Origin of the sequence: Mammaliicoccus fleurettii (genome assembly GCF_002018435.1) — a bacterium.
In the GTDB taxonomy this organism is placed as follows: Bacteria; Bacillota; Bacilli; order Staphylococcales; family Staphylococcaceae; genus Mammaliicoccus; species Mammaliicoccus fleurettii.
The window spans coordinates 18,884-43,548 of record NZ_MWJM01000005.1 but is presented as its reverse complement, the minus strand read 5'-3'; the positions used below and the strand labels follow the sequence as shown (position 1 = coordinate 43,548).

Below are 24,665 nucleotides of genomic sequence, written 5' to 3'. Positions count from 1 at the left end.
GGAGAACAACAATTATGGAAATGGCTTTTGAACAAGAGTTAATTCTTGTATTGGACTTTGGTAGTCAATATAATCAATTGATTACGCGTCGTATAAGAGAGATGGGCGTCTATAGTGAATTACACGACCATGAAATCTCAATCGAAGAAATTAAAAAAATGAATCCTAAAGGTATTATCCTTTCAGGTGGACCTAATTCAGTTTATGAAGAAGGATCATTCACAGTTAATCCTGAAATTTTTGAGCTTGGCATCCCAGTATTAGGTATTTGTTATGGGATGCAGTTAATGACAAAATTATTAGGTGGATCTGTAGAAAGAGCGAATGAACGTGAATACGGTAAAGCAACGTTAAACGTTAAATCAGATGATGATTTATTCTTTAGTTTACCTAACAGTCAAACAGTTTGGATGAGTCACAGTGATAAGGTTATTGATATACCTGAGAACTTTGAAATCATTGCAGATAGCCCAAGTTGTCAAAATGCAGCAATTGAAGATAAATCAAGAAAATTATACGGTGTACAGTTCCATCCAGAAGTACGTCATACTGAATTTGGTAACGACTTATTAAGAAACTTTATTCGTCGTGTATGTGAATGTACAGGTAACTGGTCGATGGAAAACTTTGTTGATATTGAAGTAGAAAAAATTAGAAAACAAGTTGGAGATCGTAAAGTATTGTGTGCGATGAGTGGTGGAGTTGATTCATCAGTCGTAGCAGTATTGCTTCATAAAGCAATTGGTGATCAATTAACATGTATTTTCGTAGACCATGGACTTCTTAGAAAAGGAGAAGGCGACATGGTAATGGAAAACTTTGGTGAAGGATTTAATATGAATATCATCAGAGTAGACGCTAAAGAGCGCTTTATGAATAAATTAACAGGTGTATCAGATCCAGAGAAGAAACGTAAAATCATTGGTAATGAATTCGTATATGTATTTGATGACGAAGCATCTAAGTTAGAAGGTGTAGACTTCCTAGCTCAAGGAACGTTATATACAGATATTATCGAATCAGGAACAAAAACTGCACAAACAATTAAATCACACCATAACGTAGGTGGATTACCAGAAGATATGCAGTTCCAATTAATCGAACCAATTAATACATTATTTAAAGACGAAGTACGTGCACTAGGAATAGAATTAGGAATACCAGAACACCTTGTATGGCGTCAACCATTCCCAGGTCCAGGACTAGGTATCCGTGTGTTAGGTGAAATCACAGAAGATAAATTAGAAATCGTGAGAGAATCTGATGCAATTCTTAGAGAAGTTGTACGTGAAGAAGGTCTAGAAAGAGATATATGGCAATACTTCACAGTATTACCTGACATCCGTTCAGTAGGTGTTATGGGAGACTATCGTACATATGACTACACAGTCGGCGTACGCGCAGTAACATCAATAGACGGCATGACAAGTGACTTTGCAAGAATCGATTGGGAAGTCTTACAAAAAGTATCAAGCCGTATCGTAAATGAAGTAGATCACGTAAATAGAGTAGTCTATGACATTACATCTAAGCCCCCAAGTACAATTGAGTGGGAATAATATATAAAAATAGAACAATCCTTTAACATCAACGGTTAGAGGGTTGTTTTTGTGTTGATTTTATAGAGTTTTAACTTTTTGAATCTAGGTGGAAATTAAAATTAGAAAGGAAAATAATAATGATTTTAATTATATTAGGTTATGTATTTGGAATAGGTTTTGTAGCATTTGGTTTTGCTTCTTTGAATCTTTGGGGATATGAAATTTATAAAATCATAAGCAAAAGTAATAAGCGTGTTAGATACAAAACTAGTATATACACTAGTGCGATAGCTGTTTTTTGCGCTATAATTTTGATTATTATAGCTAATGTAGTTTAGTTGATTTTGAGAGTGTAAACTAAAGATTTTATATATTGACGATACTACCATTGATAAATTTATTATTTTTAATTTATGGCATATTATGACCATGACTTAAATTGAGTAAAAGAATAAATGAGATGGCACAATCGGAACATTTAAAAGGATATAAAAATATTGTAGATGCATTCTCCTATGGTTCTACGTCTATTGTAAGTTGGGTCATGACAAAAATATCTAATATAGGAAAAACAAAAGAAGAAAAAAGATGGAATAATTTAGAAGTGCTGATAAGGGTAGTGTTAAAAGCAGATTTCAGTAAAATTGCTGATAAGGGTAGTGTTAAAAGCAGATTTCAACAAAATTGCTGATAAGAGTAGTGTTAAAAGCAGTTATCAGTAAAATTGCTGATAAGGGTAGTGTTAAAAGCAGATTTCAGTAAAATTGCTGATAAGGGTAGTGTTAAAAGCAGATTTCAACAAAATTGCTGATAAGAGTAGTGTTAAAAGCAGTTATCAGTAAAATTGCTGATAAGGGTAGTGTTAAAAGCAGATTTCAGTAAAATTGCTGATAAGGGTAGTGTTAAAAGCAGATTTCAACAAAATTGCTGATAAGAGTAGTGTTAAAAGCAGTTATCAGTAAAATTGCTGATAAGGGTAGTGTTAAAAGCAGTTTCTAACAAAATTGCTGATAAGGGTAGTGTTAAAAGCAGATTTCAGTAAAATTGCTGATAAGAGTAGTGTTAAAAGCAGTTCCCAGCAAAACTGCTGATAAGGAAACTATATAAGCTGGTTTGATTACAAAAGCGAGGTTGAGACATAAATTTGTCTCAGCCTCGTTTTGTGTAATAATGTAAAGAAGATTAATAATTATTGGGGGATTTATCGTGGAGATAAAACAAATGCAATATTTTATAGAAGTTGCAAAGTTCAAGAGTATGACGAAAGCCTCAGAGAATTTATACATTACACAACCTACTATTAGTAATTCAATTAAGTTATTAGAAGAGGAATTAAATGTTGCGTTGTTTGATCGTTCTAAGAGACAAATCGTATTAACGGATGCTGGAAAAGTCTTTTATAAAATTTGTAAGGATTTCTTGAAGATGTATGAGAATATTCCTGTTGAATTGAATAATTTATTAGAAATTGAAGAAGGTCATGTGAGAATTGGTATTCCTACGATTATGAATGTGAATAAGTTTACTAAGCTGATTTCTGAATTCCATCAACTATATCCTAATGTGACGTTTCATATTTTGGAAGATGGTAGTAAAAGAATTGAGGATGAGATTTTAAAGGATGATTTAGACATAGGTATTACTGTGCTACCTACTGATAATAATTTGTTTAATTCGTTCTTCTTTTTCAGTGAAGAGTTGAAAGTTGTAGTTAATAAAAATCATTATATAGCTGATCAAAAGTCTGTGGATCTAAGTGAACTTTCAAACGAGAGTTTCATTCTTTTTAATTCTGATTATTATTTAAATGATCGTATTAAGCAATGTTGTAGAATGTCGGGCTTTATTCCGAATATTATATCTGAGAGTACGCAGTGGACTTTTATTGAGCAGATGATCTTATCTGATTTAGGTATTTGTATTTTACCTTCTAGTATTACAGATTTGCTGAATGAAGACTTGAAAAGTGTCAGCATTAGCAACTTGAATATCGGGTGGGAATTGGCGATTATTTGGAAAAAAGAAGGTTATCAAAACCATATTACAAAGAAATTGCTTGAATTTTTACAAGACAGATTACTTTTAAATGAATGAGTAATGCGTTTACATAGATTATTTTTATAGTTTATATAAAAATTAACGATTTTTATAAATGTATTTAGGGGATTAAGATGTAGTTATACGAGATACAAGGAAGGAAATATATATGATACATTTTAAACACCCCAACGAGAGCAGAGTAGTAAGTACAGACCAAGTACTAGTCAATGATTTGAATAATTATAATACGTTGTTCGGAGGCGTATTAATGAAAAAGTTAGATAACAATGCAACGTTATCAGCTAGAAGACATGCAAGAGTAAAAGAATGCGTAACAGCTTCTACGGATTCTATAGATTTCTTAGTACCAATTAGACAAACAGATTCAGTTTGTATTGAGTCATTCGTGTCATACACAGGGAATAAATCGATGGAAATTTTCTGTAAAGTTATAGCTGAAGATATGTTAACAGGAGAAAGAAAAATTGCGGCAACTGCATTTTTAACATTCGTAGCATTAGATGGTGACAAGAGACCTATAAGAGTTCCAGCTATAGTACCAGAAACGAAAGAAGAATTATTTTTATTTGAATCAGGAAGTAAACGTGCAAACATGAGAAGACAAAGAAGAGAGCATAGCCAAGAATTAACAAAAATAATAGGTTTAGAAAAACCTTGGGAAAGAATTAAAGAAGGGAGTTACTAATTATGTTTGCAAGTACAAATGAAATTTATAAAGTTCAAAATGACATTGTATCATTAGAAAAGAACTATCCTCGATTCTTTGAAAACTTAGAGCATGTTGTCAGTTTAACGAGACAATTACAAATCCACTATCAATATTTAGGTGAATTGATAAATGGTATTGATAAAATTGAATCACGACCACCGTTTATTAAAGATTCAGTATTACAAATTTATACTGACGAAGTTAAAAAAATTACTGAAGATGAAAATATTGATATTTTGATGAATATCTTTAAACATCATCAAGATGTAAAATACGCTCAAATATTCTTATTAATATTAGGTGCTAAACCTAGACTTGTCTTTGAGAACACAATTATAAAATAATAAAACCTGGAGCTTTTTATAATATCGTCATATTGTAAAAAGCTCATTTAATTTATAAAGAGGTCAATATTTCCTGGGCTATAACCTATGAATTATAAGAGGGAAAATATTAATAAAGTAGAAAAAATTCATATTAAATATTTATAAGTTCATCGTTGTTATTTATAAAATTATAGGTATTAACATAAAATATTATAACTTTTTTGATTTATTTAAATTTTCTATAAAAAATTATATATTTTTATGATAACATTATATATAAATATAAATAAGGAGTGTTTAATATGAATTGTCCAAAATGTGGTTCGCCAGTGACACAAGATGATAGATTTTGTGGAGAATGTGGAGAAAAGTTAGTTCAGTCTGACGGTAGTGTAACTACTGCTGCACCAAACAATAGTAGTGAAAAAGTAGAAAAATTTAAGAGTTCTTTGAATACATATAAAAACGATACTTTAAATGAAAGTAAAGGCTTTTTCAAGAATATTTTTACAAGAATAGATGAAGAAGTGACGAGTCAACATGCTTACAGCTATAAATTTATAGCATCTTTAGTAGGTGCAGGGGTGTTATTGTTATTAATCTTTTTATTGATTATAGTTCCTGCAGACCTTGGAATTTGGGGGCCATCTAAATCGAGTATCATATTTAGTATATTAATTCCCACAGTTGTATGTTTAGCAGTGCTATTTGGTATCACATTTGGAATTATAAAAATATTAAACATTGATTCAAGTGTTCATAAAGTGTTATCTGATTTTGTATCTTTTAATTTATTCTCAACGGTAGTTTTCTTCATAGGACTACTTTTTATGACTATTAAAGTACCTACTTTCGCAACAATATTAATTTTTCTAAGTATATTGTTGTTTGCAATATCACCAATCTACTTAATGACAAAATATAGTAATCAAAATAACTTACGTATGCCAGTTGTGTATGGCATTTTGATTTATTTTATTATTACAGCGATTATTATACGTATTTTAGTGGAAAGATCGATATCTAGTTCATTAGAAATGATTGATTCGATTTTGACGGATTATTAGGAGGGTAGCCATGAAATATTGTAAAAATTGCGGGAATCAGCTCACTGAAGGGCAAAAGGTATGTACTCAATGTGGTACGCCTGTTAATGAACAACCTAATAGCCCAAAACGACAAAAGAAAATGAACAAAAAAGCAATTATTATCATAGCAATCGTTGCTTTATTACTTTTATTGATATTGGCAGTTTATAAAGTCTTTGAGTCAAAGTTATCTCCAGTAAATGAAGCTAAAGAAATTTCTACTGATATTAAAAAAGGAAACACAAAAAATTTAAAAACCCATCTAAAATTTAATAATCGTAATTTGAGTCAGACAGAAAGTAGAGCATTTTATGATTATATAGTTGAAGCGGATAGTTCAGATAGATTCGCTGATGAAATTGAAAGCAAAGTACAAGAAATGAAAGAAAATGATGCAGAAAGTACTTCTATCAATGCTGACGATCAAGCAGTCATTCAATTAAAGAAAAATGGTAAAAAGTACGGAATCTTTAATAATTATGATTTTGAAGTTGTAAAAGAAAATGTATCAATTAACCCCGATAATGACAGCGTGGTTACATATGAATATAATGGTAAAAAACAAAAAATTAAACTATTACAAAATGATGAAAAGTCATTTGCTACACTTCCAATAGGTAACTACAATTTAAAGGCAACTAAAGAACAAGGGAAGAAGAAGTTTAATGGAGAAATGATTGTAAACATGGCGAGTTCTTCAGAAGTTATTGAGAATTTTAAACAAAAAAATATCATAGTTAATATTGATTCAGAATATAGCTATGGTGAAGAAGATGTAGATATTTTTATAAATGGTAAGAAAAAAGGCACATATAATACATATGATGAAACAGTTTATGGTCCATTTTTACCAGATGAAAAAGTAGAAGTATATGCTCAAACTAAAGTAAATGATAAAACATTTAAAACGGATACAGTAAATGTTGATAAAGTCGAAGAAGACGAAGAAGAAGTGACAGTAGATTTGTCATTTGATGATGATGAAATTAAAGATTATAAAGAAAATGAAGATCTTAAAGAAGATGTGCAGTCGTTTATGGAAGACTATACCGACGCATTAAATGAAGCATATGAGGAAGAAGATTACATGTATGTATCAAGCTATATTAAGAGTAGTTCAGATACAGCAGATCATATTGAAAAAGTTGTAGAAGAAGGTGGAGGCATAGAATTCACTACACCAAAAGTAACAAAGTATGATAAAAAAGGTGACATAATCACAATAGAGATTGAAAAGAAAGACAATGATGGCAAAAGTATCAAATCTAAATATGTCTTAGATTATGATTCAACATTTTCTGACTTTAAAATTAAAGATTATACTGATATTTAATTCACCTATGTTATTCATCAGTATGAGTTGATTTGAAATATCCAAAAGCGAAATTACTCACCTGAAAAGGTGTCGCTAAAATTTGAGTGTGATAATCCAATGTACTTTCATGGTAAAAATCTCAACTTTCCTCCTTCTCAAATAAGTTTACTTTTTTAAATTAAGAGGAATATATTAAATGTATTATAATTTGAGAAGGGGTTTTTTAATTGATTAAAAGTTTAGATGAAATTAAAGTCCCAGATAGTAAAATTATTCAAGATGCACAAGAGATTGTAAGAGAATATGGAAATGAATTAATTTGGAATCACTCTAATAGAGTTTATTTATTTGGAGAAACAAAAGGAATCCAAGATCAACTAAAATAGGATGAAGAATTGCTCTATATCACAGCGTTATTTCACGATTTAGGCTTAACTGAAACTTATGGCAGCGATGATTTAAGATTTGAAGTTGATGGAGCAAATGCTGTTAGACAATTTTTACAAAATTATAATTATGATAAAAGTGATTTGCAATTAGCATGGGATTCTATAGCTTTACACACGACTTTAGGTATTGCAGAACATAAGGAAAATAATGTTGCTCTACTATATCATGGTGTTGGTATGGATGTTATGGGCGATAATTGGAATCAATATTCTGATCAATTACGTAAAGCAGTCGCTACAAAATTCCCTAGAGGGAATTTTAAACATGATGTAATACAAGCATTTTACGATGGTTTCAAACATAAACCAGAAACGACATTTGGCAATATCAAATCAGACGTTATAAAGTATTTTGAACCAGAATACCCACAAAATAACTTCTGTTCATGTATATTACGTTCAAAATGGGATAGCTAATAATGTATTATTTATTTACTTATTAATTGCTTTGTACTAAAAATCATAAACAAAAAATCACTCAATCTTCCAGATTGGGTGACTTTTTTGATAAAGGGATTTGTGTCCCAAAGTATTTTAGAATTTATTTTATTTCACTCTTAGTTATTACGACTTAATTTATAAGTAATAGATCCTTGAAATATAATTAATATATGTTACATTATTAAATAAAATAGTTGCATTTGCAACAAAAATAAAAGGGGTAAGACAATGAAAGACATATTAAGAGATATAGGTATTATTTCTAGATCATTAGACTCTATAAGCAACATAGAATTCAAAGAAATCAGTCTTACAAAAGGCCAATTCGTATATTTAGTCAGAATCTGTGAAAATCCAGGTATCATACAAGAAAAATTGGCTGAAATGTTGAGGATTGACCGCACTACAGCATCAAGAGCAATAAATAAACTTGAAAAAAACGAATTAATTTTCAAAAAAAATCACCATCAAAGTAAAAAGAGTAAAATGTTATTCCCGACTAAAAAAGGTGAAGAACTTTATCCGTTTATAATAAGGGAAAACAATCACTCTAATTCAGTAGCATTAAAAGGTTTTACTGAAGAAGAAATTAATGATCTAACGAGAGCTTTAGACCGAGTGAAAAACAATATATCTGAGGATTGGTTAAGCGTTAAAAAAGGTAACAAAAGACAATATTAAAGGATGGTGAAAAAATGATAAGAGAATGTGTCATAGAAGATTTAGAACAATTGCAAAGTATATCATACCAAACATTTGATGAAACATTTAGAGAACAAAATAAAAAAGAGAACATTGACAATTATTTACTACACACTTTCACTAAAGAAAGATTATTAAAAGAATTTCAAAATTCAAATTCATTTTTTTATTTTATATTTTATCAAAAATCATTAGCAGGATACTTAAAATTAAATATTCAAGACGCTCAAACGGAATTTATTGAAGGAAATAATTTAGAAATTGAACGTATTTATGTTCTAAACCAATTTCAAAAACTTGGATTAGGTAAGCAACTATATGATAAATCAATTGAGGTAGCTAAAGAATTATCATGCGATCATATTTGGCTAGGTGTATGGGAGAAGAACTATAATGCTATTGCATTCTATGAAAAATTTAAATTTGAAAAAATAGATGAACATGCTTTTTATATGGGGGATGAAAAACAAATAGACTATATCATGATTAAACACTTATAAGGGGGCTTTACTATGTATATTCCAAAACATTATAAAGAAAATGATATTCAAGAAATCAAATCATTTATGCTAGAACATCAATTTGTAACGATCATAACAAACGATGGGGATAAACCTATAGCGACGCATGTACCAATTAATATTCATGAAAAAAACGGAGAGATATATGTTACTGGTCATTTAGCTAAGAATAACGATCAATGGAGATTATTAAATAAAGCATCAAATGTTTTAATTATATTTCAAGGACCTCATGCATATATTTCGTCTACTTGGTATGAAAAAGAAGATGTCCCAACGTGGAATTATCAAAGTGTTCATGTATATGGGGATAGTAGACTTTTAAGTGAAAGCGAACTTATTAAAGATTTAACCTATTTGTTGAATAAATATGAAGGACATAGAGACAACGGAGCAACTTGGGACAATATGTCTGAAAACACACGTAAACAAATCAATGGAATTATAGGATTTGAAATTGAAGTTAAAGAAATACAAGCTGCATATAAATTAAGTCAAACACGTACCGAACAAGACAAAAATAATATAATAAGTAAACTTAAAGAATCTGGGGACCATTTAGATATTGCAATAGCAAAGATAATGAATCGAGAATAACAGTATAAGTTTCAAAGTAAAAAATGCTAATAAAAAAAGAATCAAGATTGAACACTTTTAAATAAAGCTGGACGATTATTATAGTATGTACTTTGCAGTTTTCTCTACTATGATGTTATAATCTCTTTAACAAGAGTTTCGAACATATATGCACTAATCCCCTCACTATTGCGAGTAGTGAGGGGATTTTTGTGTTGGCTAGTCGCCTATTTTACTTATCATCTCGATTGCGTAGCCAATGCGCAAATAGAGTGACAATACAACCACCGATGACTGTGGTCATGATGTGAACAAGAGTTTCGAACATAAGCATGCACTGAATAAATTACGCGAATATGTTAAACAAATTTAACTAGGTGATCCTTTTTGCATTTTTCTAAACTATGATGTTATAATATGTTTAACAAAAAGTAGTTCCATTGGAACACCGAACCCCCAACCTACTGGAATAGGTTGGGGGTTCTTTTTGATGGGCTATGTCACCTTATTATTTATTGCGGCTGTTTAGCCAAAACGTAAAACCCGCAATTATGCATCCTGAAACAACAGGTGCAATTATACTAACAAAAAGTAGTTCCACTGGCTACACCTCCTTCCGCCGAAAATACCGCCGGAAGTTAAGGCGACTTCATTATTATATCATCTGTAAATGCACTTTTGATAAGATAAATTTGGTCATTTTATAAATCAATAATGACTAAAGGATTGTTTTTAATTTTTCGATTTCTGGTTCATCTAATTCGTGGCCACCGTCTAAAAGCTCAAATTGAACTTCTTTAAATAATGGTCTAAGTTCATCGGCTAGTGCCTTAATTTTACCTGGTACAGTTAAATAATCGTTTGAACCACTTGTTATGATAATAGATGTATGTTCATATCTTTCAGTGATTTTATATTCTAAATTAGATGGATGAAGTAATAAGACACGGTCAATATTTGTAATGCCTTGTTCAAGTAGACCAATGATGAAATTTGCACCATTTGAATAACCAAAGAATATAATATGTTGATAGTTATGTTCTTTAATAAATGAATGCCAAAATTCTACAAAGTCTTCAGTATGTTTGCTAAAATCATTTCGATCTAAAGCATTATGATTTAATGGTGCGAAAAATCGTCTTTCTGTTCCTTCTCCAACATTGCCTTGCAGACTTAATATGTTAGCTTCAGGGAATAACGCACCTGAAAACGGTAGAAGTTGGTATTGATTGCCTCCGGTACCATGAAAAAGTACAATTAAAGTATCAGAGTTTGGGTTTTCTTGTAAGAAATATTCCATTCTATCTCCTCCATAAATTTGAAAGGGCTGTTGTTAATGAATCATGATTCAATTATACACCATGTATCTATTATTAATCACGATGCAGAACAATCATTTAACTTCTACCGTAATATACTAGGTCTGAATTTACTAATGAAGACTGTTAATCAAGAGAACTATGAAATGTATCATATTTTCTTTGCAGATAAATATGGTCGACCTGGAACTGAAGTGACATTGTTTGAAATGAAAGAAGGTAAAGATAATCAATTCGGAGCTAATGCATTTGATCGATTGTTATTTAAAGTACCATCAGTAGAGTCATTACAATATTGGGAACAGCGATTTGATCAGTTTGAAGTTTGTCACTACGGTATTGAAAGTTATACTGACCGCAGTCTAATTCGATTTGAAGGACCAGATCAAACACCGCTTGGCTTAATCGTAATAGCTGATCATGAAGACATTAGCTTATTCAACAGAGATGAAAATAGTGTTGTGCCCTTTGAACATCAAATATTAGCCTTAGATTCCGTACACGCTAGAGTGAGATATCCAGAAGCAAGTAAACAACACTTCCAAGATTTATTCAATTGGAAGACATATGGTCAAACAGCATTCTTTGATACAGGTTTGACCGTAAATATACTGCATAACAACAATAGTGAAATGTACCATGAAGTACATTTGATTTACGACACATTTAATCCATTAGAAGAACAAGGATTTGGAGCTATACATCACGTAGCAATATCAGCAGAAGCGGAAAGTACATTAGATGATATCGCAGTATCATTAGATAAATTAAATATGATACACTCACCTATAAAAAATAGAGGCTTCTTTAAATCCATATATTATCAAGACCCTAATCAGCTCTTATTCGAAGTAGCGACGTTAAAGCTCAATATGGAAGCAATAACATTTGAAGAAAAGCAATTTCAAGACATCCCGCTATACTTACCAGAACACTTAGAATCGAAACGAACATTTATCGAAAGACAATTACAAAAAGGAAATACGGGGCTATAATAGAGTGTTGAAAAATAATGATTTTAGTCTGTATAATTAATAATATAAACTAATATTTTGTTACGAGGTGATGTTAATGAACACAATTACAGAAAATATAAAGTTAAGACCAAAGCAATTTATATTTTCATTCATAATACCTTGTCTAATAGTTTGGATAGCATTATTAATTTTAAAGTCTGATATCGTACAAATAATTTTATTTGGTGTTGTGATGGTCTTATTAAATTTTATTCACTTTAATGTATTTGTTACAAGGGAAGTACTAAATGAAAAGTTAAATAGCCATATTCGCAAGAAAAATATCTCTAAAGAAAAATTATACGAAATAACTGGTTTAACAAAATATGAAGTAACTGAAAATGAAAATACTTATGAGTTTTTTGTTTCGTCATCTAGAAAGAAAAAATATTTAAAAATTCTTGGAAATTATAATAATTAGAAGGATGTAAAATGAGAACTTTAAGAAGAGCATTAATAGAAAATTATCAATATAATCCAATAAGATATATTTTGGAAATTATAGGGATATTCATTATTTGCATCTTATATTATTTAATTGCAAAGGGTATGTATTTAGAAATTGCAGCTGTACCTTTGTTTATATTTCATTTTATTATGATGAACTTAAGAATTCGAAAAGATTTTTATAACCAAAGAATTACAGATTTATTAGAAGAAAAGCAAGTTGACATCGAAACATTACAGGATAAGATGCAAATATCTAAATACGAATTTCGGTATAAAAAAGGGAAATATGAATTCTACGTTTCCAATAAACAAAAGAAAAAATATATTAGTTTATTGGAATCACTTTAATATTAAAGAAGCTGACAGCTAAGGACTGTCAGCTTCTTTTTAGTTGAACCTTGATATAACAACGTTGCAAAAAATATTTTGCAATTATAATTTTAGTTTTTTGGTGCAATGTAAACTTTGTTTGGTACACTATTTTTAAGTCTTTTACTAAATTGATAACAAGGAGTCATCGAAATGAACTTAAGTAAGCAAATTATTCATTTAAGAAAAGAGTTTAATTTATCTCAAGAAGATTTAGCAGAAAAAGTATTTGTGAGCAGACAATCTATTTCCAATTGGGAAAGAGGTAAGAGTTATCCTGATATAGAATCTTTGTTGCTGCTAAGTAATATTTTCGATGTTTCCTTAGATCATTTAGTTAAAGGAGACGTAAATATGATGAAGAATGAAATTAATAGAAAAGAACTTGATAAGTGGACTTGGCTGATGTTGTTATATTTACTGTTGGCACTTATTACCGTAATGCCGATTGTTAAATTTATAGGTATGTATGGGGTGGTTATACCTTTTATATTGTGGTTAATCAGTATGTTTTATGGTTTTAAAATTGATAGATTTAAAGCAAAACATAACATTAAAACTTTTAGCCAGATTTTGGATCATATGGAAGGTAAAGATGTTAAAACAATAAGAGAAAGAACTAAGAAAGTTAAAAGTAAAGATAGGATTATGGCAATTATGATACCGTTTATATTTGCGGGTGTAGCTTTTCTTATTGTTTATATTAGTATGAAAATATGGAGATTATAAAATAATGAAGAGTTTTGGACATAAATCTTAACTTAAAATAAATAAGCATATCACTTAACTGCTTTTTTAAAGTTTACAGTGATATGCTTATTTTTTATAGTTGCTCTTAGGGACATTACTCGTAATTATGTCCCTAACACTTCATTGGGTTTTATTATTCATTTCGGTAAACTAATTTTACTAATTTTAGCTCATTATTCGTCAATTTTTAATGATCTTTCAATTTCTTTAGTTTTTGATTCGAAATCAAAGTCTGATTTTGATAGTGGTTGTCCGGTTTCTGCTAATTTTTTAACGCTTTGTATCTGGAAATACCATCCTGTAAAGTCATTGGCTATGGTTTGGAATGTGTAAGGTAATGATTCTTTGAATGTTAGAGTTGTTGTGTCTCCGTTTTCTTCTAGTGTGAAGTCTACATGTCCTTGATCCCAATTATATGCTATGCGGCTGTCTGATTCGTAGTTGGTAATATCAAAATACTCATATTGATTGTTTCCTAAATCGAAAACTAAACGACTGCCTTCTTTTTCTTCTTCAAATGATAGTTCTGGAAACCATTGTTGTATTCCTGTGGTTGTACCTAATAGCTTGAAGATATGTGATTTATTTGAATGGATATTAGTTGTTATTGTTTGATGAGCATGTGTTTCGTCTGTTTGATAGTTTACGTTCATACGTATTGCCTCCTTAAAATTTATGGAGTATAGAATCCTCTATTGTTTAGAAATTTCTTGAATGTACTCATAAACTTCTCTTTTTTTCTTTTTGTTTAATGATCTTAGGAGTTGAATGGATTCATTTATTATTTGAGAATCTTCTTCGTCTTCATACGCTTCTGGAACGTTTACCCATCCCATAATATATGCTGGTGTAGTAGAGAGTGCGATAGCTAATTTTTCAACTACTGTTGGTGTCAATTTGGCCGTTTGCCCGGTTTCATATCTGGAAATAGTTGATTGATTTACGTTCATAAGTTTGGCTAATTTATACGTGCTAAATCCAAGTTCTTCTCTTCTTTGTTTGATACGATATCCTGTTTGATTCAATGCATTCACCTCAATTGCTTTAGCTCATAATATATTAATTCTATTATATATGATTTGAGTTGTGATTTGTAATTAAGTGATACGAATTATACTTTGTTGACCTAAAATTATGTATTTGCTATAATTCGAATTAATCTAATAAAAGCTTTCTAGGGTTCCGTAACAAAAATGTTAGCCTGGACCGAGAGAAAGCCACGAGTATGTACTTGTGACACGGAAGGATAAAAGCCTGGGAGACTTATTTAATAAGTTTCCTAGGCTTTTTTATTTAAGGAGGAATGAATAATGAATTGGTTAAAAATTATGGTTGGTGCACTTTTTGAAGTAGGTTGGGTAGTTGGTCTTACACATGCTACTAATACGTTTGAATGGTGTTTAACGGTTATAGCAATTGTAGTAAGTTTTTATTTGTTAATTAATGCGTCTAAACAATTACCTGTTGGGACTTCTTATGCAGTTTATGTAGGACTAGGTGCAACAGGCGTTACAATTGCAGATTTCGCATTCTTTGGTGAACCTTTAGTTGTAGGTAAAGTGATATTAATCGTGACATTAATTATTGGTGTGGTTGGATTGAAACTTGTAACAAATGATGAGGAGGTAGCATAAAATGGCATGGATAGTGTTAGTAATGGCAGGACTTTTTGAAATGCTAGGTGTCTTATTTATAAATATATATGCAAAACGTAATAATATTTCATCTTTATTAGGATTAGTATTATTCTTCTCATTGAGTTTTGTTTGTTTATCAATAGCAATGCATACAATACCGATGAGTACGAGTTATGCAGTATGGACAGGTATTGGAGCAGTGGGTGGAGCTTTATTAGGAATTATTTATTATGGTGAATCTAAAGATTTAAAGAGAATGTTTTTTATTGGTCTTATATTAGCAAGTACAATAGGGTTAAAATTAATTAGTTAAATTAGGCTTAATCTTTTTTATAAATCATAATTGATTTCCATCCATTCAGGCGCTTCTTCAAATCCAAGTTTTTTATAGACGGGTTTGCCTAATGTTGAAGCAGCTAAGAAAACTTTCTTAATGTTTCTAGATTCTACATTTTTAATGAGTGCTTTAATGATTGTTTGTGCAATACCACGACCTCTATAATCAGGATGAGTATAAATATTTGTAACATAAGCTCTTTCGCCAGATGGATTAGTAAATGATGGAGGGAATGGATAATAAACAATTGCTCCGCTAGCGATGATTGTGTCGTTTTCAACTCCAAGCAATTGATATAGAGATTTATCAGTTAATGCATCAGTAAAAAAGCGTTCTAAATCGTGATCAATATTAGGTGTTGGATTGGATCCTTCATCTATTAATTGAGCTTTTCTTAATTCTACTAATTGATTTAAATCAGAAATTGTCGCTTGTCTAATAATCATAATATTGCTCCTTTGCTTTGAAATCGTGACAATTATTTTTTGAACGGTTTATATTAATATATTATGTTTAATTGCCATGGTAAAAGCAAATTTTAGTAATGGCTATAAGACTATCATTTGAATAAATTTCTTAAAAGAGAAGTGAAAATCTTCTCTTTTTATTTTGACTTATATACAAAATAAATGTATGATTATGAATATTAATACGAATTTAAGTATATTTATTATAAAAGGTGGGTACTAAAATGAATCAGTTTATTGAACTAACAGAAAAGTATAGCCCGAATAATTATAGTCCTTTAAATATTGTTTTGACTGAAGGACAAGGCGCACACGTTAAAGACTCTGATGGAAATACATATATAGATTGTGTATCTGGTTTTTCTGTACTTAACCAAGGTCATAGTCATCCTAAAATCATACAAGCATTTCTTGATCAAAGCCAAAAAATTACGATGACTTCTAGAGCATTGTATAGTGATAATTTAGGTGTTTGGGAAGAGAAAATTTGTAAATTAGCGAACAAAAATAAAGTTTTACCGATGAATACTGGTACAGAAGCAGTAGAAACAGCAATTAAAGTCGCTACAAAATGGGGACAAGATGTTAAAGGTATTAACGCAGATGATGCAGAGATTATAGCAATGGAAGGCAATTTCCACGGTAGAACGATTGGTTCATTATCTCTGTCATCAAATGAAAGTTATAAAAAAGGATTTGGTGTATTAGCAGGTAATATTAAATACAGTGAATTTGGAAATATAGAACAAATAGAGTCACTCATTACTCCTCAAACAACTGCAATCATTTTGGAGCCCATTCAAGGTGAAGGTGGCGTAAATATACCACCTAAAAATTTCATTAAAGATGTTAAAGCATTATGTGAACAACACAATGTATTACTCATTGCAGATGAAATTCAAGTTGGATTAGGTAGAACCGGTAAAATGTTTGCAATGGAATGGGAAGAAGTAGAGCCAGATATGTATTTATTAGGTAAAGCTTTAGGTGGTGGATTATATCCTATTTCTGCTGTTGTAGCTAACGATGATGTTATGCAAGTACTTACACCAGGGACACATGGTTCGACGTTTGGAGGTAATCCATTAGCATGTGCGGTATCGATTGCATCTTTAGATGTACTTATAGATGAATCTCTGCCAGAACGTTCAGAACAACTAGGCAAAAAATTATTAAGCGGATTACAAAATATAGACAGTTCAATTATAAAAGAAGTGAGAGGACGTGGGTTGTTTATCGGTATTGAATTAAATGAGAATGCACAATCAATTGTATCAAGTATCAATGAGCAAGGCGTTTTGTGTAAAGAAACTCAAGGTAACATTATACGTTTAGCGCCACCTCTTGTAATTGAGGAAGATGATATCAATACAATTATTAGTGTGATCACTCAAACAATAGAGGAAAAAGCGAAACAAACAAATTAACTAAATATCAATTGTAATTAGAGGCTAGGACAAATGAATTGTCTTAGCCTCTAATCATTTTTTCTGAGGTGCTACGATGAACGCTTCTTTTATGTTAAAATTTCCTGGGTATATATAAATCAAAGGCAAATTATATCATTTAAAGAAGGGAAGGATAACATGAAAATAGCAATAGTAGGGTCTGGTAATGGTGCAGTTACAGCTGCTTTAGATATGATTTCAAAAGGACATGAGGTGAAATTATATTGCCGAAATCAATCTATCCATAAATTCGATAAAGCAATTGAAAGAGGAGGGTTTGATTTTAATAATGAAGGGGAAAAGAACTTCGTAAAATTCACAGATGTCAGTGATGATATGGAATATGTATTGAAAGATGCAGAAGTTATTCAAATGATTATCCCTTCATCATTCATCGAACACTACGCTAAAACGATGGCGCCATTTATAACAGAAAAACAGCTTATTCTATTTAATATAGCTGCAGCAATGGGTTCTATACGATTCATCAATGTTTTGGAACATAAACATATTGATGTGATGCCAAAATTTGCAGAGTTGAATACATTAACTTATGGGACACGAGTCGATTACGATAAAGCAGAAGTAAACTTATCACTTAATGTTAAGAAGGTACACTATTCAACATATGATAAAAGCTATTTAACAGAAAGCTTTAAGCTTATTAAAAAAATCTATCCTTACGTCGTTAAAGAAGAAAGTCTATGGAAGACTAACTTAGAAAATGGTAATCCAGAAGTACATCCTGGACCGACACTTTTAAACGTAGGGAGAATAGATTATGCAGATAGTTTCTCATTATATAAAGAAGGGATCACACCACATACAGTTAAACTATTACATGCTGTAGAATTAGAAAGACTTTCTTTAGGCAGAAAGTTAGGGTTCGAGTTAAATACAGCAAAAGGCGCTCGTATAGAACGAGGCTACTTATCAAAAGATGATGAAGAAAAACCACTTAATAAATTATTCAATACAAGTCCAGTGTTTTCACAAATTAATGGTCCAAACGAAGTAGAGAATAGATATTTAACAGAGGACATTGCATTTGGTTTAGTACTTTGGTCAAGTCTAGGTAAAGTAATAGGTGTACCAACACCAAATATAGATGCCATCATTGTAATAGCATCAACCATTTTAGAAAGAGATTTCTTCACAGAAGGGCTAACAGTAGAAGAATTAGGATTAGAAAAATTAGGACTAGAATAGCACAATTAAGCCTGGGAGCTCTTTCCCAGGCTTAATTTATTACTTTCATACGACTATTAATTAACGACATTCTTAAATAATGAATTACTAATGACAACTGCTGTTAGTGTGAGCACGAGTGATAATAAACCAATACCTAACCAGTCAAATTTCACGAAAATATGTCCACCAAGTATGGTCAATAAGCTAGATCCAACATAATAGCCTAATAAATATAATGTTGATGCATGTGATTTACTGGAGTCTGTAAGTGTCGCGATATAACTACTTTGTATAGAATGTGCACCGAAGAAGCCAAATGTCATAGCTGCTAATCCAATAATATCTATAGGTAAGTACGTGATAAAAGTGAGTGCTATTCCTATAATCATAATAGTTATCGCTAATCTATATGCTTTTTTTATACCAAGTTTAGTGCTGAGTTTTCCAAAGTTGATCGAGCTATATGTACCAATTAAATATAGAATGAATATAAATGCAATGGTAGATTCGCTTAATGAAAAAGGTGCTCTTTCAAAGCGAACGGTAATATAGCTGTATACTGTTACGAAAGTACCCATTAATAAAAATGCTAACGACATTGCTTTTAAAACTGAAGGTACGCTCAATAATTGACTGTATTTAATTAAATGTTGCTTAGGTGACACCCAATTTGGCGTTTGGACAGTTGAAGCGGGTAGTAATATCACCATGAATATCGCAAGAATTAAATTGATTATACTAAGTGACGCAATGGCAATTTGCCAATTCGCTAAGTCTGTTAAAATGCCTACTACAACACGACCAGACATACCACCAAAAGTCGTACCAGCTACATATAATCCCATGACTTTACGCACACGATCTTTATGTACTTCATCCGCTATGTACGCCATAGCAATTGAAGGAACACCACTTAAGGCTAGACCCATAAGACCACGAATAACGAGGAACAAATAGAAGTTTGTAACGAATACACTAGCTATAGATAGTAAGCTTACTAATAAAACAGAAATAGACATCATACGTTTCTTTTCAATGTTATTGAGCATTGGTGCGATTATTAAACCGAGTCCAAGCATAAACGTAGAAACAGACAATGTTAAACTAACATCAGATAACGGAACATTGAAATAGTGACTAAGACCGTTAAATATAGGCTGTGTAACATATAGGCTAGAAAAAATAATAAACCCTGCTAATAATAATGAAATAGATCGCTTCTTCTGTTCACTCGTCATATCTTATCTCTCCTCATGAACTTTATCATAACGCTAAAAATTTAATATTTCGAAAAATATGCATAACAAGACACCAGTCATAGTGACTTCTCTATGACTGGTGTCTATATTGTCGTCTGTGAGTTTAATTTTTGTAATGATTATTCTTTAGCGGATATAATGTAGTTAAATATATAGGAGGTACTGCTATGGTAGAAATTTTAGGTCATCATCATATTTCAATGTTAACGAAAGATGCTAAGTTAAATAAAGATTTTTATGTGAATAAATTAGGTTTGCGTATGTATTTAAAGTCAGTGAATCAAGATGATCCTTCGATGTATCATTTGTTCTATGGTGATGAGGTTGGAACACCTGGTACTTCTTTAACATTTTTTGAAATTAAACCTATGGGTCAAACGTATAAAGGTACAAATTCAATTTCAAGAATTGGCCTGTTAGTTCCAAATGAAGAAAGTTTGAGTTATTGGAAGAGTCGTTTTGAAGAATTAGGTGTTGATCATGATGTTATCGGTATATATAACGGTATGATGGCATTACATTTTAGAGATCATGAAGGTTTGGAAATGGTGTTATTATCTAATGATGATCGCAAAGTTCCAAAAGCTTGGCAAAATAATAGATATACGGATGTACCGAAAGAACATCAAATTATGGGCATGGGACCTGTTGAATTTAAAATTGAAGACGTTTCTGAAATGAAGAACTTTTTAGAAAATGATTTAAATTTTGAATTAGTAGATTCTGAAAGTGAATTATTATATTCGATTGATTTAGATGGATTATATAGTGATATCGTATTAAAAGAAGAAAAAGGTAAGAGAGAAAGACCTGGTAAAGGTAGTGTCCATCACCTCGCTTTATCAGTAGCTGATGAAGATGAATTAAATAAAGTGAAAGAATTGTTAGATGAAAAAGAAGTTGTGCATTCTGGAATTGTAGATAGAGACTTCTTTAAGAGTTTATATTATAGACATTCACATATATTAATTGAATTTGCTACAGAAGGACCAGGCTTGCCTTATAATGACGTTGAACAACTAGGTCAACAATTAGACTTACCAAGTTTCCTTGAACCAAGAAGAGCAGAAATTGAAGATAATTTAGATCCTATTTAAAAATAGAAAAACTGTCACCAAATTTTTAATTTTGGTGACAGTTTTTTTATTACTATAAATCCTGATTACTGTCTTTGTAGTCTCTTTATTAATTGCACGGTAATAAATGATGTTATAGGTATCGCGATACTGACAGCTATTCCACCTAACAGTATTGTGATGATTTCTGCTGCAAATATTTTAGCGTTGATAATTTCACCGAATGTGTAATTCAATTTACCAAACCAGAAAAATAATGTAATTTGTCCGCCAATAAATGCAAAATAAATTGTATTAGTTGTTGTTGAAAGGATATCTCTGCCAATTGTTAATCCTGACCTAAATAGTTGATCAAGTGAAATTTTAGGATGTGCATCATACAGTTCATACATGGGTGAACTAATGGATATGGTTAAATCAATAACTGCGGCTATTACAGCTAATACTATTGTGAACACCATAAGTTGTGCATAGTTTATGCCGACGTTCATTGAGAATATATAAGTTTCGTCTTGTTCTTCTTCTGTAAATCCTTGCAACATTGAAATATCAACAATGAAATAGATTAATCCTATTAATATAAGTGTAGATAGTATTGTTGCAAAGAATGCTGCTATCGTCTTTGTATTATATTCATTGATATAAAATAAATTAATACATGCTATAACTAAGCAGAAAATAAATAACACGATGAATATTGGTACTTTATAAATGATTAATAGTAAAGCGATAAATAACGTAATTAAGTTTAAAAATAATGTTATAAATGATCGGAATCCTGTTTTCCCACCTACTATAATCATAAGTAGAAGTAAGATGATAGCTAAGATGAATGTTGTCATCGGTTAGCCTCCTCTCTCTGTAAAAATAACATCGCAACAAATATTGTTATAGGTATCGTAATAACAATCCCTATCCCACCCATGAGTGCTCTCGTTATTTCTAAGGACCAGTTCATTGAGAGAGTATAAGTTATCGTGTTGCTATTTTTGAAATAGAGAATAACCATTGGAATACTTCCTGATAAGTAGGCGAAGAATAATATGTTCGTCATTGTACCCATAATATCTTTGCCAATATTGATGCCAGACTGCCTTAATTGTTTAAGGGGGATGTTAGGATGTTGCTTTTTAATTTCATATAAAGAACTCGTTAAAGTAATCGCAACATCCATTACAGCACCAAGTGAACCGATTAATACCGATGCTAGAAAGATTTGTGTCGGTTGTATCGTCAAAAAGCTCATCGTTTCATATTTAATGCCATCACTATTTGTTAACATCATTATTAATTGGGCTATTCCAATACTTAAGAATGTGCCGAATAGCGTTGAAATGATTGCAACGAAAGTTCTTCGTTTAAGTCCACTAACAAGCAATAATGAAACGACCGTTGAAAAGATAACGGTTATGGTCATCAATATAAAGAAGTGATGGTTATTATGTTTCATAAAATAATCGATCATAAATAATAGTACGGTAACGTTGATGACAAGTGAAATAATCGAATATAAACCAGATTTTCTACCGACTAATAGTAATGTTAATAGAAACAAACCAGTCATGAGTGTTACAGATCCATCTCTTTTTAACCCTTTAATAATTGCCGTATCTTCTTTACCTTTATAAGATAGTAGAACTTGGTCTTTTTTATGATATTTTTCAGAATCAGTTAAAGAATTTGTGTATTTATGGGAGATTTCAATTTTATCTCCTTTATGTTTCCCATTCATTATTTTTAAATGAATTTTTTCTTTATGTAGCGTATCTTTATTTTTGTTTTGATCAATAGTCTGTTCAGCAGTCTTGTTGGTAATGTTCGTAATTTGTCCAACAGGTGTCTTATAAAAATGTGCATTGTTTTGTGTGAATATATAAGCACCAATTATTAATAGTATGAAGACAACAATTGTTATGTTAAATGGCTTTTTAAATTGTGATTTGAGTTGTGGATTCATGTAATTACACCATCGTTTTTCATTTGATTTGAATATACTTTCTTCTATATTAATACATTAATTATTTCCATGTGTCTTTGCAAGGTATAGAATCACGCTTTCTTGCTTTTGATATATATGGATGTCCAGCTACTGTAAATCGTAAAGGTTTATCTGTCCATTCCCCTTTATTTGGCACACCGATTCTAGCAGATAGGTCGACACTTTTAGGGAATTTACGATTAGTAGTGTCTATTTTAAGACATCCAGCATTAAGTTTAGTACCATCTAATGATTTAGAAATGTTCATAGCTTGTGTGAACTTTCCAGGACCATTTGTTAATTCAATACTTGTTCTACCATTACGATTGATTTCCATTTGTTCAATTCCGTATTCAGGTTCAATAGCTCTTATTAAGACACCTTGAGGTTCTCCTTCAACTTGTGTCACGAAGTTAATGAGCAGTTGTTTATGCATGGAGTGGGCATAAATTGTGCCGCCTTCACGATAAAGTGATTGTACACTTTTAGTACGCTTTCCTTTAAAAGAGTGTGCAGCTTGGTCGTGTTTACCAATATATGCTTCTGTTTCAACAATGTAACCTGTATAAGTGGTATCTTTAGTTTCATGAATTATTCTAACGCCAAGTAAGTCAGTAGCAATTTCTTCTGTCGATCTATTGATAAAGTCCATTTTAAGATTATGCCTCCTTAATGATAAGTTGCTTGTCTTTGTAATAATGAACGTGTGTGTTCTATGAAAGTTTTTAATTGGTTATTTTGATTGTTCTCTAAATATACAACGTTGATTGTTCTTTTTAATTCTGTATGTGTTAAAGCAATCTTAGTGAGATGTTCATTCTCTATTCCATTACTTAAATAGTCAGGAATGATAAGCACACCTTTTTCAGATAGTAATGTTTGTCGTAATAATGCGAAATTCGAAATTGGATATGCTTTCTGTGATGCATGCTTACGTATTAATTGTGCTATTTGGTCGGGCAATGTGTTGAAATGATAAATGTATTGATTGCTTAATTGTGATAATGGCGGTTTAGGATTCATAGATAAATCGTTGTTGTTGTGCACATATAGATTGTATGTTTCTTCGAATAATGTATGTTTAATGGTGTTTTTATTGTTTAATAGTTTCGGTGTTAATTCACATAATGCGACATCTATTTGATGTGAAAGTAAGGCTTCTTCAATTTCTGTAGGTGTCATCATCATTGGTCTAATTTCTAAATTGAAGTCGCGTTCATAAGATTTAATGATCGCTGGTAATGCTTGCGAAACATAACTTTCTGTATAAGCGAGTTTAATAGAACGTTTGTCCGTTTGTTCTTGATGTATGAAAAGCTCTTTCGTTTCGTCAATCAAACTTAAAATTTGATTCGCTTGTGAAAGAAGGAGTTCGCCACTGTCTGTTAGTTTAACATTTCTACCTTCTCTTAAAAATAACGTTGTGTTAAGTTCTTTTTCTAAATTAGCAATTTGTCTACTCACAGCAGATTGTGCGATTTCTAATTCTAATGCAGCTTCTGAAATATGCTCTCTGATTGCAACTTCTCTAAAGTAAATTAATTGTTTTATCTCCATCTTTAACACCTCGCTTTTATTTTATCTAATTTTTAGATATATTTCATCTATTTTATATATTGTTAAGATGAGTCTTTATAAA

30 protein-coding genes, 1 pseudogene and 1 riboswitch are annotated in these 24,665 nt (G+C 31.0%); of the genes and pseudogenes, 20 read left to right on the top strand and 11 right to left on the bottom strand.

What is annotated here, in order from left to right; genetic code table 11:
- Window positions 1-14: 14 nt before the first annotated feature.
- The 11 genes and pseudogenes from guaA to B2G86_RS05470 all read left to right on the top strand — a co-directional run bounded on the left by guaA (window position 15) and on the right by B2G86_RS05470 (window position 9,750).
- On the top strand, window positions 15-1,559 hold the full coding sequence (gene guaA, locus B2G86_RS05525; protein WP_078357137.1) for a glutamine-hydrolyzing GMP synthase: 1,545 nt from the start codon (window positions 15-17) through the stop codon (window positions 1,557-1,559).
- A 442-nt stretch (window positions 1,560-2,001) separates the two neighbouring features.
- Window positions 2,002-2,232, top strand: a complete 231-nt coding sequence (locus tag B2G86_RS05515; protein ID WP_078357135.1) for a hypothetical protein — start codon at window positions 2,002-2,004, stop codon at window positions 2,230-2,232.
- Between the two features lie 515 nt (window positions 2,233-2,747).
- Window positions 2,748-3,635, top strand: a complete 888-nt coding sequence (locus tag B2G86_RS05510; protein ID WP_078357134.1) for a LysR family transcriptional regulator — start codon at window positions 2,748-2,750, stop codon at window positions 3,633-3,635.
- Window positions 3,636-3,747: 112 nt separating this feature from the next.
- Window positions 3,748-4,287, top strand: coding sequence for an acyl-CoA thioesterase (locus tag B2G86_RS05505; protein WP_078357133.1), 540 nt, complete (start codon window positions 3,748-3,750; stop codon window positions 4,285-4,287).
- Between the two features lie 2 nt (window positions 4,288-4,289).
- Window positions 4,290-4,655 (top strand): hypothetical protein, encoded by a 366-nt coding sequence (locus tag B2G86_RS05500; protein ID WP_078357132.1) that lies wholly within the window; start codon window positions 4,290-4,292, stop codon window positions 4,653-4,655.
- Between the two features lie 284 nt (window positions 4,656-4,939).
- On the top strand, window positions 4,940-5,704 hold the full coding sequence (locus tag B2G86_RS05495) for a zinc ribbon domain-containing protein (RefSeq protein ID WP_078357131.1): 765 nt from the start codon (window positions 4,940-4,942) through the stop codon (window positions 5,702-5,704).
- A gap of 10 nt (window positions 5,705-5,714) precedes the next feature.
- Entirely contained in the window at window positions 5,715-7,058 is a 1,344-nt protein-coding gene (locus B2G86_RS05490; RefSeq protein ID WP_078357130.1) for a TcaA NTF2-like domain-containing protein, read from the top strand.
- 209 nt (window positions 7,059-7,267) lie between these two features.
- Window positions 7,268-7,906, top strand: a pseudogene (locus B2G86_RS05485) (HD domain-containing protein).
- Between the two features lie 252 nt (window positions 7,907-8,158).
- Window positions 8,159-8,611 carry a MarR family winged helix-turn-helix transcriptional regulator gene (locus tag B2G86_RS05480; RefSeq protein ID WP_078357129.1) on the top strand — a complete coding sequence of 151 codons (453 nt, stop codon included), beginning with the start codon at window positions 8,159-8,161 and terminating at the stop codon, window positions 8,609-8,611.
- Window positions 8,612-8,625: 14 nt separating this feature from the next.
- Complete coding sequence (locus tag B2G86_RS05475) at window positions 8,626-9,132, top strand: GNAT family N-acetyltransferase (RefSeq protein ID WP_078357128.1); 507 nt, start codon at window positions 8,626-8,628, stop codon at window positions 9,130-9,132.
- Window positions 9,133-9,144: 12 nt separating this feature from the next.
- A complete protein-coding gene (locus tag B2G86_RS05470; protein WP_078357127.1) occupies window positions 9,145-9,750 on the top strand; it encodes an FMN-binding negative transcriptional regulator in 606 nt (201 codons plus the stop codon).
- 211 nt (window positions 9,751-9,961) lie between these two features.
- Here the strand turns inward: B2G86_RS05470 and B2G86_RS13145 are convergent, their stop codons facing one another.
- The 3 genes from B2G86_RS13145 to B2G86_RS05465 all read right to left on the bottom strand — a co-directional run bounded on the left by B2G86_RS13145 (window position 9,962) and on the right by B2G86_RS05465 (window position 11,029).
- Window positions 9,962-10,057 (bottom strand): type I toxin-antitoxin system Fst family toxin, encoded by a 96-nt coding sequence (locus B2G86_RS13145; protein WP_107509433.1) that lies wholly within the window; start codon window positions 10,055-10,057, stop codon window positions 9,962-9,964.
- A gap of 180 nt (window positions 10,058-10,237) precedes the next feature.
- Entirely contained in the window at window positions 10,238-10,330 is a 93-nt protein-coding gene (locus tag B2G86_RS13140) for a type I toxin-antitoxin system Fst family toxin (RefSeq protein WP_107509432.1), read from the bottom strand.
- A 117-nt stretch (window positions 10,331-10,447) separates the two neighbouring features.
- Window positions 10,448-11,029: an alpha/beta hydrolase gene (locus tag B2G86_RS05465; RefSeq protein ID WP_078357126.1), complete on the bottom strand. Its 582-nt coding sequence runs from the start codon at window positions 11,027-11,029 to the stop codon at window positions 10,448-10,450.
- Window positions 11,030-11,065: 36 nt separating this feature from the next.
- On the opposite strand from B2G86_RS05465, the gene B2G86_RS05460 reads away from it, so the two are divergent.
- The 4 genes from B2G86_RS05460 to B2G86_RS05445 all read left to right on the top strand — a co-directional run bounded on the left by B2G86_RS05460 (window position 11,066) and on the right by B2G86_RS05445 (window position 13,612).
- The gene (locus B2G86_RS05460) at window positions 11,066-12,043 is read left to right on the top strand and encodes a VOC family protein (protein WP_078357125.1); all 978 of its coding nucleotides are present in this window, start codon (window positions 11,066-11,068) and stop codon (window positions 12,041-12,043) included.
- A gap of 76 nt (window positions 12,044-12,119) precedes the next feature.
- Window positions 12,120-12,485 carry a hypothetical protein gene (locus tag B2G86_RS05455; RefSeq protein WP_078357124.1) on the top strand — a complete coding sequence of 122 codons (366 nt, stop codon included), beginning with the start codon at window positions 12,120-12,122 and terminating at the stop codon, window positions 12,483-12,485.
- Between the two features lie 11 nt (window positions 12,486-12,496).
- Window positions 12,497-12,862, top strand: coding sequence for a hypothetical protein (locus B2G86_RS05450; RefSeq protein ID WP_078357123.1), 366 nt, complete (start codon window positions 12,497-12,499; stop codon window positions 12,860-12,862).
- 174 nt (window positions 12,863-13,036) lie between these two features.
- Window positions 13,037-13,612 (top strand): helix-turn-helix domain-containing protein, encoded by a 576-nt coding sequence (locus B2G86_RS05445; protein ID WP_078357122.1) that lies wholly within the window; start codon window positions 13,037-13,039, stop codon window positions 13,610-13,612.
- A gap of 194 nt (window positions 13,613-13,806) precedes the next feature.
- Here the strand turns inward: B2G86_RS05445 and B2G86_RS05440 are convergent, their stop codons facing one another.
- A complete protein-coding gene (locus tag B2G86_RS05440) occupies window positions 13,807-14,286 on the bottom strand; it encodes an SRPBCC family protein (RefSeq protein ID WP_078357121.1) in 480 nt (159 codons plus the stop codon).
- Window positions 14,287-14,325: 39 nt separating this feature from the next.
- Window positions 14,326-14,667 (bottom strand): helix-turn-helix domain-containing protein, encoded by a 342-nt coding sequence (locus B2G86_RS05435; RefSeq protein ID WP_239701293.1) that lies wholly within the window; start codon window positions 14,665-14,667, stop codon window positions 14,326-14,328.
- Between the two features lie 129 nt (window positions 14,668-14,796).
- Window positions 14,797-14,896: riboswitch (guanidine-I (ykkC/yxkD leader) on the top strand.
- Window positions 14,897-14,943: 47 nt separating this feature from the next.
- Between B2G86_RS05435 and B2G86_RS05430 the strand changes: the two genes are divergently transcribed.
- Together B2G86_RS05430 and B2G86_RS05425 are read left to right on the top strand one after the other, a co-directional pair.
- Window positions 14,944-15,267 (top strand): DMT family transporter, encoded by a 324-nt coding sequence (locus tag B2G86_RS05430; protein WP_078357119.1) that lies wholly within the window; start codon window positions 14,944-14,946, stop codon window positions 15,265-15,267.
- 1 nt (window position 15,268) lies between these two features.
- Entirely contained in the window at window positions 15,269-15,583 is a 315-nt protein-coding gene (locus B2G86_RS05425) for a DMT family transporter (protein ID WP_078357118.1), read from the top strand.
- 17 nt (window positions 15,584-15,600) lie between these two features.
- Here the strand turns inward: B2G86_RS05425 and B2G86_RS05420 are convergent, their stop codons facing one another.
- Window positions 15,601-16,053 carry a GNAT family N-acetyltransferase gene (locus tag B2G86_RS05420; RefSeq protein ID WP_078357117.1) on the bottom strand — a complete coding sequence of 151 codons (453 nt, stop codon included), beginning with the start codon at window positions 16,051-16,053 and terminating at the stop codon, window positions 15,601-15,603.
- Between the two features lie 245 nt (window positions 16,054-16,298).
- Here B2G86_RS05420 and rocD point away from each other — a divergent pair, with 245 nt between their 5' ends.
- Together rocD and B2G86_RS05410 are read left to right on the top strand one after the other, a co-directional pair.
- Window positions 16,299-17,501, top strand: a complete 1,203-nt coding sequence (gene rocD / locus B2G86_RS05415) for an ornithine--oxo-acid transaminase (protein ID WP_078357116.1) — start codon at window positions 16,299-16,301, stop codon at window positions 17,499-17,501.
- A 159-nt stretch (window positions 17,502-17,660) separates the two neighbouring features.
- Window positions 17,661-18,731 (top strand): NAD/NADP-dependent octopine/nopaline dehydrogenase family protein, encoded by a 1,071-nt coding sequence (locus B2G86_RS05410; RefSeq protein WP_078357115.1) that lies wholly within the window; start codon window positions 17,661-17,663, stop codon window positions 18,729-18,731.
- A gap of 56 nt (window positions 18,732-18,787) precedes the next feature.
- On the opposite strand, the gene B2G86_RS05405 is transcribed toward B2G86_RS05410, so the two are convergent.
- A complete protein-coding gene (locus B2G86_RS05405; RefSeq protein ID WP_078357114.1) occupies window positions 18,788-19,951 on the bottom strand; it encodes an MFS transporter in 1,164 nt (387 codons plus the stop codon).
- A 188-nt stretch (window positions 19,952-20,139) separates the two neighbouring features.
- On the opposite strand from B2G86_RS05405, the gene B2G86_RS05400 reads away from it, so the two are divergent.
- Window positions 20,140-21,069: a VOC family protein gene (locus tag B2G86_RS05400; RefSeq protein WP_078357113.1), complete on the top strand. Its 930-nt coding sequence runs from the start codon at window positions 20,140-20,142 to the stop codon at window positions 21,067-21,069.
- A 65-nt stretch (window positions 21,070-21,134) separates the two neighbouring features.
- Here B2G86_RS05400 and B2G86_RS05395 read toward each other — a convergent pair whose 3' ends face one another.
- The 4 genes from B2G86_RS05395 to gltC form a co-directional block, all read right to left on the bottom strand.
- Window positions 21,135-21,890, bottom strand: a complete 756-nt coding sequence (locus B2G86_RS05395) for a YibE/F family protein (RefSeq protein WP_078357112.1) — start codon at window positions 21,888-21,890, stop codon at window positions 21,135-21,137.
- Window positions 21,887-23,005, bottom strand: a complete 1,119-nt coding sequence (locus B2G86_RS05390) for a YibE/F family protein (RefSeq protein WP_078357111.1) — start codon at window positions 23,003-23,005, stop codon at window positions 21,887-21,889. Before B2G86_RS05390 ends, B2G86_RS05395 begins: the two co-directional genes overlap by 4 nt.
- A 61-nt stretch (window positions 23,006-23,066) precedes the next feature.
- On the bottom strand, window positions 23,067-23,678 hold the full coding sequence (locus B2G86_RS05385; RefSeq protein ID WP_078357110.1) for a DNA-3-methyladenine glycosylase: 612 nt from the start codon (window positions 23,676-23,678) through the stop codon (window positions 23,067-23,069).
- Window positions 23,679-23,695: 17 nt separating this feature from the next.
- A complete protein-coding gene (gene gltC / locus B2G86_RS05380; RefSeq protein WP_078357109.1) occupies window positions 23,696-24,583 on the bottom strand; it encodes a glutamate biosynthesis transcriptional regulator GltC in 888 nt (295 codons plus the stop codon).
- Window positions 24,584-24,665 lie beyond the last annotated feature (82 nt).

Bases quoted from the DNA above. Each gene is read 5' to 3' on its own strand.
- guaA (WP_078357137.1), top strand. From the start codon at position 15: ATGGAAATGGCTTTTGAACAAGAGTTAATTCTTGTATTGGACTTTGGT.
- B2G86_RS05515 (WP_078357135.1), top strand. From the start codon at position 2,002: ATGGCACAATCGGAACATTTAAAAGGATATAAAAATATTGTAGATGCA.
- B2G86_RS05505 (WP_078357133.1), top strand. From the start codon at position 3,748: ATGATACATTTTAAACACCCCAACGAGAGCAGAGTAGTAAGTACAGAC.
- B2G86_RS05500 (WP_078357132.1), top strand. From the start codon at position 4,290: ATGTTTGCAAGTACAAATGAAATTTATAAAGTTCAAAATGACATTGTA.
- B2G86_RS05495 (WP_078357131.1), top strand. From the start codon at position 4,940: ATGAATTGTCCAAAATGTGGTTCGCCAGTGACACAAGATGATAGATTT.
- B2G86_RS05490 (WP_078357130.1), top strand. From the start codon at position 5,715: ATGAAATATTGTAAAAATTGCGGGAATCAGCTCACTGAAGGGCAAAAG.
- B2G86_RS05480 (WP_078357129.1), top strand. From the start codon at position 8,159: ATGAAAGACATATTAAGAGATATAGGTATTATTTCTAGATCATTAGAC.
- B2G86_RS05475 (WP_078357128.1), top strand. From the start codon at position 8,626: ATGATAAGAGAATGTGTCATAGAAGATTTAGAACAATTGCAAAGTATA.
- B2G86_RS05470 (WP_078357127.1), top strand. From the start codon at position 9,145: ATGTATATTCCAAAACATTATAAAGAAAATGATATTCAAGAAATCAAA.
- B2G86_RS13145 (WP_107509433.1), bottom strand. From the start codon at position 10,057: ATGTTCGAAACTCTTGTTCACATCATGACCACAGTCATCGGTGGTTGT.
- B2G86_RS05465 (WP_078357126.1), bottom strand. From the start codon at position 11,029: ATGGAATATTTCTTACAAGAAAACCCAAACTCTGATACTTTAATTGTA.
- B2G86_RS05460 (WP_078357125.1), top strand. From the start codon at position 11,066: ATGAATCATGATTCAATTATACACCATGTATCTATTATTAATCACGAT.
- B2G86_RS05455 (WP_078357124.1), top strand. From the start codon at position 12,120: ATGAACACAATTACAGAAAATATAAAGTTAAGACCAAAGCAATTTATA.
- B2G86_RS05450 (WP_078357123.1), top strand. From the start codon at position 12,497: ATGAGAACTTTAAGAAGAGCATTAATAGAAAATTATCAATATAATCCA.
- B2G86_RS05445 (WP_078357122.1), top strand. From the start codon at position 13,037: ATGAACTTAAGTAAGCAAATTATTCATTTAAGAAAAGAGTTTAATTTA.
- B2G86_RS05440 (WP_078357121.1), bottom strand. From the start codon at position 14,286: ATGAACGTAAACTATCAAACAGACGAAACACATGCTCATCAAACAATA.
- B2G86_RS05430 (WP_078357119.1), top strand. From the start codon at position 14,944: ATGAATTGGTTAAAAATTATGGTTGGTGCACTTTTTGAAGTAGGTTGG.
- B2G86_RS05425 (WP_078357118.1), top strand. From the start codon at position 15,269: ATGGCATGGATAGTGTTAGTAATGGCAGGACTTTTTGAAATGCTAGGT.
- B2G86_RS05420 (WP_078357117.1), bottom strand. From the start codon at position 16,053: ATGATTATTAGACAAGCGACAATTTCTGATTTAAATCAATTAGTAGAA.
- rocD (WP_078357116.1), top strand. From the start codon at position 16,299: ATGAATCAGTTTATTGAACTAACAGAAAAGTATAGCCCGAATAATTAT.
- B2G86_RS05410 (WP_078357115.1), top strand. From the start codon at position 17,661: ATGAAAATAGCAATAGTAGGGTCTGGTAATGGTGCAGTTACAGCTGCT.
- B2G86_RS05405 (WP_078357114.1), bottom strand. From the start codon at position 19,951: ATGACGAGTGAACAGAAGAAGCGATCTATTTCATTATTATTAGCAGGG.
- B2G86_RS05400 (WP_078357113.1), top strand. From the start codon at position 20,140: ATGGTAGAAATTTTAGGTCATCATCATATTTCAATGTTAACGAAAGAT.
- B2G86_RS05395 (WP_078357112.1), bottom strand. From the start codon at position 21,890: ATGACAACATTCATCTTAGCTATCATCTTACTTCTACTTATGATTATA.
- B2G86_RS05390 (WP_078357111.1), bottom strand. From the start codon at position 23,005: ATGAATCCACAACTCAAATCACAATTTAAAAAGCCATTTAACATAACA.
- B2G86_RS05385 (WP_078357110.1), bottom strand. From the start codon at position 23,678: ATGGACTTTATCAATAGATCGACAGAAGAAATTGCTACTGACTTACTT.
- gltC (WP_078357109.1), bottom strand. From the start codon at position 24,583: ATGGAGATAAAACAATTAATTTACTTTAGAGAAGTTGCAATCAGAGAG.